At 68.1% G+C, this 13,202-nt stretch carries 14 protein-coding genes; 6 read left to right on the top strand and 8 right to left on the bottom strand.

Annotated features, from left to right (window positions below; translation table 11 throughout):
• Positions 1–22: 22 nt before the first annotated feature.
• The 3 genes from AU194_RS05275 to AU194_RS05285 all read right to left on the bottom strand — a co-directional run bounded on the left by AU194_RS05275 (position 23) and on the right by AU194_RS05285 (position 2,235).
• Positions 23–1,189 carry a substrate-binding protein gene (locus AU194_RS05275; RefSeq protein ID WP_059088181.1) on the bottom strand — a complete coding sequence of 389 codons (1,167 nt, stop codon included), beginning with the start codon at positions 1,187–1,189 and terminating at the stop codon, positions 23–25.
• 17 nt (positions 1,190–1,206) lie between these two features.
• Positions 1,207–1,626: an ester cyclase gene (locus AU194_RS05280; RefSeq protein ID WP_059088182.1), complete on the bottom strand. Its 420-nt coding sequence runs from the start codon at positions 1,624–1,626 to the stop codon at positions 1,207–1,209.
• Between the two features lie 186 nt (positions 1,627–1,812).
• Positions 1,813–2,235: a MarR family winged helix-turn-helix transcriptional regulator gene (locus tag AU194_RS05285; RefSeq protein ID WP_231743174.1), complete on the bottom strand. Its 423-nt coding sequence runs from the start codon at positions 2,233–2,235 to the stop codon at positions 1,813–1,815.
• A gap of 154 nt (positions 2,236–2,389) precedes the next feature.
• Between AU194_RS05285 and AU194_RS05290 the strand changes: the two genes are divergently transcribed.
• Positions 2,390–3,433 (top strand): substrate-binding domain-containing protein, encoded by a 1,044-nt coding sequence (locus AU194_RS05290; RefSeq protein WP_255374824.1) that lies wholly within the window; start codon positions 2,390–2,392, stop codon positions 3,431–3,433.
• Positions 3,434–3,530: 97 nt separating this feature from the next.
• Here the strand turns inward: AU194_RS05290 and AU194_RS05295 are convergent, their stop codons facing one another.
• Both AU194_RS05295 and AU194_RS05300 read right to left on the bottom strand, forming a co-directional pair.
• The gene (locus AU194_RS05295; protein ID WP_059088185.1) at positions 3,531–4,283 is read right to left on the bottom strand and encodes a fasciclin domain-containing protein; all 753 of its coding nucleotides are present in this window, start codon (positions 4,281–4,283) and stop codon (positions 3,531–3,533) included.
• Between the two features lie 161 nt (positions 4,284–4,444).
• Positions 4,445–5,704, bottom strand: a complete 1,260-nt coding sequence (locus AU194_RS05300; RefSeq protein WP_059088249.1) for an MFS transporter — start codon at positions 5,702–5,704, stop codon at positions 4,445–4,447.
• Between the two features lie 82 nt (positions 5,705–5,786).
• Between AU194_RS05300 and AU194_RS05305 the strand changes: the two genes are divergently transcribed.
• Genes AU194_RS05305 through AU194_RS05320 form a run of 4 tightly spaced genes read left to right on the top strand, consistent with a single transcriptional unit; the run spans position 5,787 to position 9,238 of the window.
• Positions 5,787–6,743: a GlxA family transcriptional regulator gene (locus tag AU194_RS05305; protein ID WP_059088186.1), complete on the top strand. Its 957-nt coding sequence runs from the start codon at positions 5,787–5,789 to the stop codon at positions 6,741–6,743.
• A 25-nt stretch (positions 6,744–6,768) separates the two neighbouring features.
• Positions 6,769–7,281 (top strand): gamma carbonic anhydrase family protein, encoded by a 513-nt coding sequence (locus tag AU194_RS05310; protein WP_059088187.1) that lies wholly within the window; start codon positions 6,769–6,771, stop codon positions 7,279–7,281.
• Between the two features lie 47 nt (positions 7,282–7,328).
• Positions 7,329–8,477 (top strand): NAD(P)H-binding protein, encoded by a 1,149-nt coding sequence (locus AU194_RS05315; protein ID WP_059088188.1) that lies wholly within the window; start codon positions 7,329–7,331, stop codon positions 8,475–8,477.
• Complete coding sequence (locus AU194_RS05320) at positions 8,474–9,238, top strand: CPBP family intramembrane glutamic endopeptidase (protein ID WP_059088189.1); 765 nt, start codon at positions 8,474–8,476, stop codon at positions 9,236–9,238. Before AU194_RS05315 ends, AU194_RS05320 begins: the two co-directional genes overlap by 4 nt.
• Here AU194_RS05320 and tet(V) read toward each other — a convergent pair.
• From tet(V) to AU194_RS05335, 3 genes are all read right to left on the bottom strand, one after another.
• On the bottom strand, positions 9,235–10,503 hold the full coding sequence (gene tet(V) / locus AU194_RS05325) for a tetracycline efflux MFS transporter Tet(V) (protein ID WP_059088190.1): 1,269 nt from the start codon (positions 10,501–10,503) through the stop codon (positions 9,235–9,237). The two genes, AU194_RS05320 and tet(V), sit on opposite strands and share 4 nt — an antisense overlap.
• Positions 10,504–10,540: 37 nt before the next feature.
• Positions 10,541–10,885 carry a type II toxin-antitoxin system HicB family antitoxin gene (locus tag AU194_RS05330; RefSeq protein ID WP_059088191.1) on the bottom strand — a complete coding sequence of 115 codons (345 nt, stop codon included), beginning with the start codon at positions 10,883–10,885 and terminating at the stop codon, positions 10,541–10,543.
• A 287-nt stretch (positions 10,886–11,172) separates the two neighbouring features.
• A complete protein-coding gene (locus AU194_RS05335) occupies positions 11,173–11,991 on the bottom strand; it encodes an enoyl-CoA hydratase (RefSeq protein ID WP_059088192.1) in 819 nt (272 codons plus the stop codon).
• Positions 11,992–12,090: 99 nt separating this feature from the next.
• Between AU194_RS05335 and AU194_RS05340 the strand changes: the two genes are divergently transcribed.
• On the top strand, positions 12,091–13,182 hold the full coding sequence (locus AU194_RS05340) for a CaiB/BaiF CoA-transferase family protein (protein WP_059088193.1): 1,092 nt from the start codon (positions 12,091–12,093) through the stop codon (positions 13,180–13,182).
• The last annotated feature ends 20 nt before the right edge of the window (positions 13,183–13,202 follow it).

Below are 13,202 nucleotides of genomic sequence, written 5' to 3' on the forward strand. Positions count from 1 at the left end.
CCACGCACCGCCGTCGGGGCGGTTACTTTGTGCCCGTGGCAAATTGCGGGCACTGCGAGCCGGGACCGGCCTGCCCGAAGTCGGCGATCACCTTCGTGGTGCCGTCCGGTTGCACTTCACCGAGGTAGAAATTCATGTCGGTGTGGTGCTCCTTGTTCATCTGCATCCGTCCGCTCGGGCCGTCGAAGCTCACGTTCGGCAGCTGTGCGATGACGGCGTCGGAATCGGTGGAGCCGGCCGCGTCGATGGCCTTGGCCAGCAGGTGTACGCCGACGTACTGCGGCACCGTCAGATTGTTCGGCACGTGTGCCTTATCTCCGTACTTCGCCTTGAGCGATTCGATGAACTTCTTGTTCTCCGGGGTGTCGTTGGCGGTGAAGTACATGCTCGGGTACAGCACACCGGCTGCGTCGGAACCAATGGTCTTGGCCGTGTCCTCGTCGATGCCGAGATTGAACAGTGGCACGGTCATTCCGCTTTGCTTCCACTGTTTGCTAAGGGTGACGCTCGGGGTGCCGCCGGCCAAGATGGACACGACCACATCGGCGTTCGCGCTCTTGATGTTCTGCAGTACGCTCGTCCAGTCGCCGGCGTCGATGGGGTTGAACTGCGTGGAGACGACGTCACCGCCACTATCGGTCACTGCCTGCTCGAGGTACTTCGCAGTGTCCCGACCGAACGCGTAGTCACTGGCCACGATCGCCCACGACTTCGGTGTCATCGTCTTGTTGATATATGCGAGCAGCGGATCGATGGACTGTTCCGGAACCGCGCCGTTGATGAAAAGGTTTCCCCCGCAAGCCTTTCCTTCGTAAGACGACGTGTACACATACGGGGTATCGGCCTGCTCGGCGATGGGTTGGCCGGCGTTGCGGGCTGCGGTGGTCTCCATGCCGACGATTCCAACTACCTTGTCTTCCTGCACTGCAGCGGTGAATGCCTTCAGCGCTCCGTTGGCACCACTCTGATCGTCGTACACCTTCAACTTGAGTTGCCGGCCACCGAGTACTCCGCCTGCGGCATTGATCTCGTCGACGGCGAGTTCACTGGCCTGTACGACTCCCGGCGCGATCACCGAGTTGGCGCCGGTGAGACCGACGGGGATGGCGATCAGTACTGCGTTGTCGTCGGATTCACCCGAACTGCACGACACCAGGGCCGTGCTGAGTGCCGCGACAGCGGCGAGCATGGTCCAGCGTCGACCCGTCATACCAGCGGCTCCAGCATGCCGAGCTGAATAAGCATGGCGTAGTTGTCGGTCAACCCCCACTGCTCGTGCAGTTTGCCGTCCTTGAGTCGACAGATCATCATGTCGACCACCTTCATCTGTTTTCCGGTAGCGGGAAACGACGCGTCACCGGTGTTGGTCCCGCTGATCGCCTGCCGGACGATCACCAGGTCGTCTTCGGAGAATACGATTGCTGGCTCTTCGAGGTAGTCGGGGAATGCCGTGCGCATGGTGGTGACCACCTGCTTGAGGCCGTCGCGTCCGGGTGGCCAGTCGAACAAGCCGTGATCGCCCTGATACGAGATGAACTCCTCGGTGTAGAACTCCGGGATGCGGTCGAGTTCTCCTTTGTTCCATATGGATTCGATCGAGTCGAGGACGATTTGCGCATTGGACATGGACGACTCCTGGGTGTCGCTGAATGGAAGCGAGCGCGGAGGCTTCAGCTCCGCGATCGGTATCGGTTTGCCGCCGGCCGAGTTTCATCGGGGCGCGTCGCTCAAGTTACCGGGCAGCCGTGTTACGGCGCCTTGAACTTGGTTACGCGCACGTAAACCTTCCATCTGGAAGTAAATTGCCAAGTGTCAAAGGGGATCGACGAGTTCGGTCAGTTCGGCGACGAGCGAGTCGAACCGATGCCTGCCCATGCGATCGGCCATGGCGCGCTCGGCCTCGCGCTCATGGCGTCGCAACTCCGCGACGTCGCGTTTGCCGGCTGGGGTCAGCACCGCCACCACCTTCCGGCGGTCGGCGCGGTCGACGGCGCGCACGACGGATCCGCGTTCTACCAGTCGGTCCATGTTCCGGGTGAGACTGGGTGGCGGGAGGACGGCGGTGCTGGCCAACTCGGCCATCGGGATGCCCTCCGTCCCTTGCAATGCCGCCAGAATGCGCCACTGGTCGAGCGTCAGCCCGCGTTCCTCGAGGAAGGGGACGAACTCCGCCAGCAGATCGCGCTGGCAATACAACAGCAGCGTGGCGAGACTATGCTGTCGAACGGTGCGCATGCACACTCCAAGTACGGTGTCGCCGAGGATGCCTACTGCTGATGACGGACTTGCCGTCGGTTGAAGTGTAAGACGATCGGGCGGTGAGCACATGACGAGTCATCCGTACACCGGATTGGTTGGTCCGTCGCCACGCAGCGGGGCCGCGGGTCGAATGTCCATCGCCTTCGTCGTGCCCATGAAGGGTCCGGAGGGGCTTTACGCACCATCGTGTCTGGCGTGTGCCGAACTTGCCGTCACGGAGATCAACTCCTCCGGCGGAATTCTCGGTCTCCCAGTGGATCTCATACCGATTGACGGCGCCCAGCCGGCGGCCCGTGTCGGTGATCAGATCGCGCGCCTGGTGGACGCTCGCGTCGTCGACGCCGTGGCAGGCTGGCACAGCTCAGACGTGCGGCGAGCCATCACGAAACGCGTGGGCGGACGCGTCGTCTATGCGTTCGCGGCCGAGCACGAGGACGGCGACGACACGCGGGGTTTGTTCATGGTGGGTGAGCGCGCCGCCAATCAGCTTCAACCCGCGATGAATTGGATGCACCAGGCTCTCGGCGTGCGGCATTGGGCGTTCGTCGGCAACGACTACATCTACCCGCGTGAGGCAGTGCGCAGCGTTCGGGCCGGAATGCCGAGGACGGCGACGCTGGACATGACGACGTTCGTCCCGCGAGGTACGACCGATTTCACTGAGCAACTCGACGCCATCGAGGCGGCCCGTCCCGATGCGGTGTATCTGCTCCTCATCGGAGCCGACGCGGTCCACTTCAATCGGCAGTTCGGGGAGCGGGGGCTCGGCTCCGAGATTCCCCGGCTCGCGACGACGGTCGAAGAGAGTGCGCTGCTTGCCGGCGATGTCGGCGCCAATGAGGGGCTGTTCTCGGCGAAGGCGTACTTCGACACGATCGACACCCTTGAAGGACACCGGTTCAGCGATCGCTACTACGCCCACTTCGGCGCGGTCGCGCCTCCGCTCAACGGCGTGGGTGAGTCGTGCTACGAGGCGTTGCACCTGCTGTCCGAGGTGGCCCGGGAATCCGGCTCGCTGGATGTCGAGGACGTGGACGCGGTCCGTTCCGGATTCTTCTACGAGAGCCCCCGCGGGCTCATGCGCATCTGGGGCAACGTCGTCAGCCAGGACGTCTACATCGCCGCCGCCGACGGTCTCGAATTCACCGTTCAGGAACAGATTGCGCACACCTAGCCCGCGGCTGACGGGGGCCGGAAGCTGGGCGTCAGCGCCGCCCAGAAGACACAAAAGCGCCCCTCTTCGCGAGGGGCGCTTCTGGTGTGCTCGGGTGTCAGCCGATCGGCGCGTCCGCGGCCGGGATGTCGGCCGCGGCGGCCGGGGTGGCGGCGGCGGGGGCCTCCTCGGCCGGCAGCGGTGTGGGCTCGGTCGTCGGGGTCGCCTCGGTGGAGGTCGACTCGGCCGACGTGCCCGCCGGCGTCAGCGGCTCCGGCGCCTCGGCCGGGTTCAGCACGGTGTCGATCAGGTAGATGCGGGCGTTCTCGGCCGCGATGCCACCGCAGATCACCTTGGCGGTGTCGTTGATCTTGATGTCGCCGTTGGTGCCGACGACCTTGATCTCGGCGCCCTGCTGCGTCGCGCGCTGGCCCTTGACGTCGCCGGGACCCAGCAGGCCAAGGAACACGTGGTAGTAGTCCAGGTCGGTCAGCGCCGCCGGGTCGCTCTTGATCGCCTCGAGCTGCTCGGGCGGCAGCTTCGCGAACGCCTCGTTGGTGGGGGCGAACACGACGTACGGGCCGTTGTCGAGGACCGACGCGACGTTGACGGCCGGGTTGAGCCCACCGGAGACCGCGGAGCTGAACGTGCTGATGTCCGGGATCTGCGCCAGCACCTGGCTGACGGGCTGGTTGATGAAGGTCTTCCAGGTCGGCACAGCCGCCCGGAAGGGGTCGCAGTCGCCTTCGAGGCCGGGGACCGGGGTCTCCACCGTCTCGGGTTCGGCATGCGCGGTCACGGACAGGGGCAGCGACACGGCGATGGCGGCGATGCCCACGGCTGCGCCCAGGGTCCTGGTACGGGTCTTCACGATCGGCTCCTCAGCTCGTCAAACGCCTGCCGATGGGCGGCGTCGGGCCGGCTACCTATGCGGCGCCGCATCGCATCGTATGGGCACGGAATGGTAACGGCCAAGTCGAGGTCGAGGGTTGCCACCGGCGACCCCGCTCTGACCAGGCGTTTCACGGAACGTTACGTTGGTTGTCTCACACGGATGCTCACGCACAGCGCCGCGGCGACGACACACAGACCGGCCGCCACGTAGAACGCGACGTCGTAGCCGCCGTTGGCGTCACGCACCCAACCCGCTCCTGCCGCGGCGACCGCCGCCCCGAGTTGGTGGGAGGCGAAGATCCAGCCGAACACGACCGGTGTGCGCGCACCGAAGTACTGCCGGCACAGGGCGATGGTCGGCGGGACGGTGGCCACCCAGTCCAGCCCGTAGAAGATGATGAACACCCAGGTGCCCGGGGTGGCGTCCGGGGAGAGGAGGGCCGGAAGCAGCAGCAGCGACAGCCCGCGGCCGGTGTAGTAGATGCCGAGCAGCACCCGCGGATCGACGCGGTCGGTGAGCCATCCGGAGAACACCGTGCCCGCGACATCGAGCACGCCGATCGTGGCCAGCAGCCCGGCGGCGACCGTGGTCGGCATGCCGTGATCGTTGGCCGCCGGGATGAAGTGCGTGCCGATCAGACCATTGGTCGTCATACCGCAGATGGCGAAGCTGCCCGCCAGCAGCCAGAACGCCGGCACCCGGGCGCCGCGCAGCAGCCCGTCGAACGCGGCCCGGAACGTGCCCGTGGGCACGGCCTGCGGTTCCGCCGGACCCGTGGCGCCGTACGGCAACAGCCCCTTGTCGCCCGGGTGGTTGCGCATCAACACCGCGACCAGGGGCACGACGGCCAGCGCCGCCGCCGCGACGATCAGTGAAGCCCACCGCCAGCCGTGCGCCTCGGTCACCGCGGCGACGACGGGAAGGAAGATCAGCTGCCCGGTGGCGCTCGCGGCCGTCAGCACCCCGGTGACCAGTCCGCGGCGGGCGTCGAACCAGCGGGTGGCGACGGTCGCGACGAAGCCCATCGAGATCGCCCCGGTCCCGACGCCGACCAATACGCCCCATAGCAGTACGAGCTGCCAGCTCGCGGTCATCGTCACCGACAGCGATGAGCCCGCCGCGATCAGCAGCAGCGCCGTCGCCAGCACGGGGCGGATACCGAAGCGGTCCATCAGCGCGGCGGCGAACGGTGCGGTCAGCCCGAACAGCGTCATGTTCACCGACATCGCCAGCCCGACGGTGCCGTGCGACCACCCGAACTCATGGTGCAGCGGGTTCATGAACACCCCGGGCACCGCGCGGAAGCCTGCGGCCCCGAGCAGGGCGACGAAACTCACCCCGGCTACCACCCAGCCCCAGTGCAGACGTGTGCTTCGGTCGTCGGCGGTCAGCGTCACGAGAACACTGTGCCCGATCTCCGTCAACCGGGACCAGTGGCATGAATGACATGATTCGTCAAAGACGTGCCAAACTGGCGGTGTGCATCGCGTCGCCGTTCTGCTCCTGCCGCCGGTCGTCGGCTTCGACGCGGCCATCGCGCCGACGCTGTTCGGCAGTGCCGCCGACGCGCAGGGGCGGCCGCTCTACGACGTGGTGACGTGCGGGCTGTCGCGGGCCGCCGTGCCGTCGACGAACGGGTTCGGGATCGTCCCGACCGCCGGACCCGAGGCGCTCACCGACGCCGACACCGTCGTGATCCCGGGCACCCGCTACCGGCCCGCGCGGGTGGACGGGGTCCTCCCGGGTCCGGTGACGCAGGCGCTGGCCGGGATCCGCCCGGGCACGCGCCTGGTGTCGATCTGTACCGGCGCCTTCGTCCTGGCCGCCGCCGGCCTGCTCGACGGCAGGCCCGCCACCACCCACTGGCAGTTCGCCGACGACATGCGGCGGCTGCACCCGGCCGTTCAGCTCGACGAGAACGTGCTGTTCGTCGACGACGGCGACGTGCTCACGTCGGCGGGGCTGGCGGCCGGAATCGACCTGTGCCTGCACATCATCCGGTCCGACCACGGCGCGCAGGTGGCCAACAGGGTCGCCCGCTACTGCGTGGTGCCGCCGTGGCGCGAGGGCGGTCAGGCGCAGTTCATCGACCGGCATGTCGACGCCTGCGACCACGCGTCGACCGCGGCCACCCGTGAGTGGGCGCTGCACCACCTCGACGAGGAGCTGACAGTGCAGCGGATGGCGGCCCACGCGCGGATGAGCACACGCACCTTCAACCGGCGGTTCCGCGAGGAGACGGGGCAGGCGCCGGGTGCGTGGATCCGCAGCAGGCGCGTCGACCGGGCGCGCGAACTGCTCGAGTCGCGCGATCTGCCGGTGGACGAGGTGGCCCGGCTCTCCGGTCTCGGCTCGGCGGGCAATCTCCGCCACCACCTGCGCCGCGGCGTCGGCATGTCGCCGACGAGTTATCGCAAGGTGTACCAGGGCGCCTGACCGGCCGCCGCCTACCATGACGGCCATGCCCGAACCGCTGATCGTCGCGCTGCGCGAACATGCCCCCGAACTCGACGAGACGGCGTGGGTCGCGCCGAATGCCGCGGTCATCGGGTGGGTGACGCTATCGCCCAAGTCCAGCGTCTGGTACGGCGCCACGCTGCGCGCCGAGGTCGAACCCATCCGGATCGGCGCCGGCTCCAACATCCAGGACGGCGTGACCATCCACGTCGACCCGGGCTTCCCGGCCACCATCGGCGCCGACGTCAGCGTCGGGCACAACGCCGTTCTGCACGGATGCACGATCGAGGACGGCTGCCTGATCGGGATGGGCGCGGTCGTGCTCAACGGCGCCAAGATCGGCCGCGGCTCACTGGTCGCCGCCGGCGCGGTGGTGGCCCAGGGCGTCGAGGTCCCGCCGGGCTCGCTGGTCGCCGGGGTGCCCGGCAAGGTGCGCCGCGAACTGAGCGACCAGGAGATCGAGGGCAACCGCACGAACGCCGTGCTCTACCAGCATCTGGTCGACGTCCACCGCTGACCCGGGCAAACCGATTCCGATCCGGGGGACCTGGGTACCTAGGGACGGTGAAGAACCAGCGAGTGCTCGTCACCGGCGCCACAGGATATGTCGGATCGCGCCTGGTCAGCGCCCTTGTGGACGCGGGCGCGGACGTCGTGGTGGCCAGCCGCAACCCCTCGCGGCTGCGGTCTTTCGGGTGGTACGACGATGTGACGTCGGTCGCACTCGATGCGCAGCAACCGCAATCGGTGAAGCAGGCACTGGCCGACGCGGGCTCGGTCGACGTCATCTACTACCTGGTGCACGCCATCGGCCAGCCCGATTTCCGTGACGCCGACAACCGGGCCGCGGCCAACGTCGCCGAGGCCGCGCGCGAGGCCGGGGTGCGCCGCATCGTCTACCTCGGCGGCTTCGTGCCCACCGACGACACGCTGTCCGAACACCTCGCCAGCCGCGCCGAGGTCGCCGAGGCGCTGACCGTCGAGGGCGGACCCGACGTGGTGTGGCTGGGTGCGGCGATCATCATCGGCGCCGGCTCCACGTCCTTCGAGATGCTGCGCTACGTCGCCGACCGATTCCTGGTGCTGCCGCTGCCGAAGTGGGCGGCCAACCCGATCGACCCGATCTCCATCCGCGACGCCCTGCACTATCTGGTGGCCGCCGCCGACGTCGACAAGGTGCCCGCCGGCTCCTACGACATCCACGGCCCCGAGACCACCACCTACGGCGAACTGCTGCAGACCTACGCGCGGGTCGCCGGCCGGCGCCGCGCCCCGCTGCCGGTACGCGGGGTCGACACCTCCGTCGTCTCCCACCTCAGCGGGCTGGTGCTGCCGGTCCCCGCCGGGCTTGCCGGTGACCTGATCGAATCCCTCGACCACCCGATGACCGCCTCGAAGGACGGGCTGGGCGACTACGTCGACGCCCCCTCGGGCGGGCTGACCGGTGTCGAGGAGGCCATGCGCCGGTCGCTGTCCCCGCAGCGGGCCAGGCCGGTCAACGCGCTGGTCGACGTGCACCACCTCGCCGACACGGATCCGGACTGGGCCGGCGGCGACAACGAACGCATCGCGCGGCTGGCGCGGACGGTGACACCACCGATCGCGCGGCCTGCGCTCGGACTGCTCTGTCTGGTCCCCGGTCCGGTCGCGGCGGCGATGCGCACGGGCCTGGACACCCTCGTCAACCTGGTACCGAAAGGGCATTCGGCATGACCGAAACCGAGCATTCGACGTCACCGACGCCAGCGCCGTGCGACGAACGAAACGGTTTCTTCCAGGAGGCACGGCGCGTCGTCGGCAGCGTCGCCGCGCCGGCGGGGGAGTGGCCCGCGGTGATCCGCCGCCGCCGGATCATCGTCGCGATCTTCGTCGTCATCGGCTTCGGGCTGCTCGGCTACTCGCTGTCCATCCCGCCCGGTGACCCTGACTTCTACTGGTTCACCGCCGGGCTGGCCGTCTGGTGGACCCTCGGCGCATTCCTGTCCGGCCCGATTCACATGGGCCGCATATGTTTTCGGGGACGCAATCAGCGGCCGGTGATCACCGGCACCGCCGTCGGGCTGCTGTTGGGTGCGGCGTTCATCGTCGCCGGGCTGGTGGCGCGCGAGATCCCGCTGATGAGCGAGTACGCCGTCAAGGTGCTCGAACACGCCAATGTCGGCGCGCTGTGGCTGGTCGTCGTCATCACCGTGGTCAACGGGCTGGCCGAGGAGCTGTTCTTCCGAGGGGCGCTCTACAGCTCGCTGGGCAACCGGTGGAACGGCTGGTGGGCGGTGCTCTGGTCGACGGCGGTCTACGTGCTGGTGACCGGCGTGAGCACGCAGAACTTCATGTTGGCGATCGCGGCCATCGTGCTGGGCACGGTGTGCGCGCTGGAACGCCGCGCGACCGGGGGAGTGCTCGCCCCCATGCTGACCCACTTCTTCTGGGGTCTGGTCATGGTGCTCGCGCTGCCCCCGATCTTCGGGGTCTAACGCAGCGGGTTGGCCAGCTCGTCGCGCGGCATGCGCGCCGCGGTGACCGCGACCGCCGCGAGCAGTACCGGCGCGACGCCGGCGACCAGGAAGATCGTCTCCATCGACACGATCTTCGACAGCGGGCCGACGACGGCGAACGACACCGGCATGAAGACCAGCGAGACGAAGAAGTCCAGGCTGGACACCCGGCCGAGCATCGCCGTCGGCACCCGGCGCTGCAGCAGCGTGCCCCAGATGACCATGCCGGCACCGTCGGTCACCCCGACGACGAACGTGGCGGCGGCCATCAGCGGGAACGAACTCGTGGTGCCGATGACCACCAGCGGGAGTGAGCCGGCGCCCCACATCGTCATCATCACCGTCAGGTAGCGCCGCGGCATGCGCGCCGAGGAGACCGCGAGCGCGCCGAGCGCACTGCCCACCCCGAAGAACGCGAGGATGAAGCCGTAGGCGCGGGCACCGTCGGCGAATCGCTGCTGGGCGATGAACGGCAGCAGCACCTCGATCGGGCCGATCACGACGAGTACGAACACGCTCGCGAAGAGCAGCGTCGACAGCAGCCACGGGGTGCGGACCATGAAGCCGAACCCGTCGCGCAGATCGTGCAGGACGTGGGTGTGGGCCGCCGGTTGCCGTGCGGTCCGCGCCGGGCGGGTGGCCAGCAGGAGCAGCAGCCCGGAACCAAACAGGACCGCGACCACGGTGGCGCCGATCGACGGCAGGGTGGCGCCGACGACCATGCCCGCGACGGCGGGGCCGACCGACCGCTGCATGACCGGGCGGACGACGCCTTCGACGCCGTTGGCGGCGAGGAGCTGGTCGGCGGGCAGGATGCGCGGGAGGATCGCGCTGTAGGCGGGGAAGAAGAACGCCGCGGCGATGCCGAGTACCGCGGCGGCCACCGCCAGATGCCAGATGCGCAAGGCGCCAACGGTTCCGAGAACGGCGATGGTGGCTACGGCGGCGAAGTTGACCGCTTCGACGACGATGATGATGGCCCGTTGGCTGAACCGGTCGGCGGCGATCCCGCCGACGAGCACGAACGCGACCAGGCCGGTGCCGAGGCAGGTCGCGACCAGTGACAGGGCGGCGGGATCGTTGTCGAGGGCGATGACCTGCAGGGCCATCACCACCGTCCACATGCCCTCGGCGAAGATCGACAGGGAGACGGCCGCGATCAGCAAGCGGTACTCGCGGGAGGCGAAGGGTGCGAGCACGCGCCATCGACCGGCCGGTCGCTGGTTCAGGGTTGGCGTGCTCATCTTTCGATGATCCCGCGCCCGTCCAACGATTTTCGGCTCAGAAGAGGTCGCTGAGTGAGGGTAGGCGGCCGGCGAGTTTGGTGATGGCCCACTGGTTGAGGGACACGTTCTGCTCGGCGGCTTCCACCGTGAGCCGACTGTGGAGTTCAGGGGAGGCGCGGACGACGAAGGTGCCGCTGTACTGCTTGTCGGAGAGGGAGGGCGGCGGGTCCACACCGTTGGCGTGGTAGTGGCCGAGCTCGTTGGCGATCTCGCGTTCGATGTTCGTGATGGCTTCCGCGGCGGTGGCGCCGCGCTCGACACGGCCGGGGAACTCGAGACAGCGCCCCTCGTATTCGCCTCTGCTGGGCGACCATTCGGCTCGATAGGTGTAGGACGGCATGGCCTGATGATGGCGCAGGGGTGTGACAATTCTGCCCGCGTCGCCGGGCGCGCGGCGTCAGGTGCGCGCGCCGGAAGGGGATGTCGTCTTCAGTTCTGATGTCGCGGGTGCTATCAGCTAGCGCCGGCGATATCGGTTCTGAAGGTCACATGTGTTCCGGGCGCGCGGCGCCGGAAGGGGATGTCGTCTTCGGTTCTGATGTCGCGGGTGCTATCAGCTATCGCCGGTGGATATCGAAAACGGAGGTGGCATGTGTTCCGGGCGCGCGGCGCCGGAACCCCCTGCCCTCAGTGATCGGTGAACGACGCGCTGCGGCGTTCCTGGAACGCCCGCGTGCCCTCGCGGAAATCGTGCGACGCGAGCAGCGCCAGCTGCCCCTCCGTCTCACGCCCCAACGCACCCTCGAGCTCCGTCAGCGTCGCCGCGTTGATCGCCTGCTTCGTCTTCCGAAGTGCCACCGCGGGACCGGATTTCAGCGTCTCCAGCACCTTGTCCACCTCGGCGTCGAACTCCTCTGCGGGGTGCACCGACGTCACCAGCCCCCATTCGTACGCCTCGCGCGCCGTGATCCGCTCCGCCAACAGCGCCATCCGCATCGCCCGGATCCGGCCCACCGCCGCGGCGAACAACGCCGACGCACCCCCGTCGGGCATCAACCCGATCTTGGTGAACGCCAACATAAAAAACGCCTTCTCCGACGCCAATACGACATCCGACGCCAATGCCAACGACGCACCCACACCGGCCGCCGGGCCCTGCACCACCGCCACCACCGGCTTCGGCGCCGCGACGATCGACCGCACCGCCCGGTTGGCCGCATCGAGCACCGCGTTGATGCCGATCTCCTGCTTCTTGGCCTGATCGTCCTCGCTGATGCCCGCCCCGGAGCTGAACCCGCGCCCGGCCCCGCCCAGCCGCACCACCTTCACCGCCAGATCGCCGGCCGCCTTGTCCAGCGTGTCCGCGATGCCGTCCAGCATCTCGGCGGTCAGCGAGTTGAGGCTGTCCGGCCGGTTGAGCGTCACCGAAAGCACCCCGTCGTCGAGTGCGACGATGAGGTCGTCAATGCTCACGTACGTGCCGGTAGCGGAGTCGGTGGTCGTCATGGCTACACCTTCGCATGAGTGGGTCAAGGCCCGTGGCCGGTCGAGAAGGTTATATAAGTAAGCTATGTCGCGGTCAACTACTCCGAAGGGGCGGTAGAAATGGCGGGACCACTGCAGGGACTGCGTGTTGTGGAATTGGCCGGTATCGGCCCCGGCCCGCACGCGGCCATGATCCTCGGCGATCTGGGTGCGGACGTCGTCCGCATCGAACGGCCCGGTAAGGGCCCCGGTATCCAGACCAAGGGTCGTGACCAGCTGTTACGCAACCGCCGGTCGGTCGGCGCCAACCTCAAGACCGACGAGGGCCGCGACCTGGTGCTCAAGCTCATCGCCAAGGCCGACGTCCTCATCGAGGGCTTCCGCCCGGGCGTCACCGAACGCCTCGGCCTCGGCCCCGAGGACTGCGCCAAGGTCAACGAACGGCTCATCTACGGCCGGATGACCGGCTGGGGCCAGACCGGGCCGCGCAGCCAGCAGGCCGGCCACGACATCAACTACATCTCGCTCAACGGTGTGCTGCACGCGGTCGGGCGCAAGGGCGAACGCCCGGTCCCGCCGCTGAACCTGGCCGGTGACTTCGGCGGCGGCTCGATGTTCCTGCTCGTCGGCATCCTGTCGGCGCTGTGGGAGCGCGAACGCTCCGGCAAGGGGCAGGTCGTCGACGCCGCGATGGTCGACGGATCCAGCGTGCTGGCCCAGATGATGTGGGCGTTCCGCTCGATGGGCATGTGGTCCGACGAACGCGGCGTCAACATGCTCGACACCGGCGCCCCCTACTACGACACCTACGAGTGCTCCGACGGCCGCTACGTCGCCGTCGGCGCGATCGAGCCGCAGTTCTACGCCGAACTGCTCGACAAGCTCGGCCTCGACCCGGCCGGACTGCCCGATCAGAACGACATGAGCCGCTGGCCCGAACTGCGCGAGGCGCTCACCAAGGCGTTCGCCGAACACGACCGCGACCACTGGACCAAGGTCTTCGCCGGCAGCGACGCCTGCTGCACTCCGGTGCTGTCGTTCGCGGAGGTGGAGCAGGAACCGCACAACACCGAACGCGACACCTTCTACCGCGAAGGTGACTTCCTGTTCCCGGCGCCCGCCCCGCGGTTCTCCCGCACCGTGCCCGCCACCCCGACGCCGCCCGGTGTGCCCGGCGGCGACACCGAAGCAGTTCTCAACGACTGGGTCTGAAGCTGAACCAACACGACCGA

Source organism: Mycobacterium sp. GA-2829, assembly GCF_001499965.1.
GTDB lineage: Bacteria > Actinomycetota > Actinomycetes > Mycobacteriales > Mycobacteriaceae > Mycobacterium.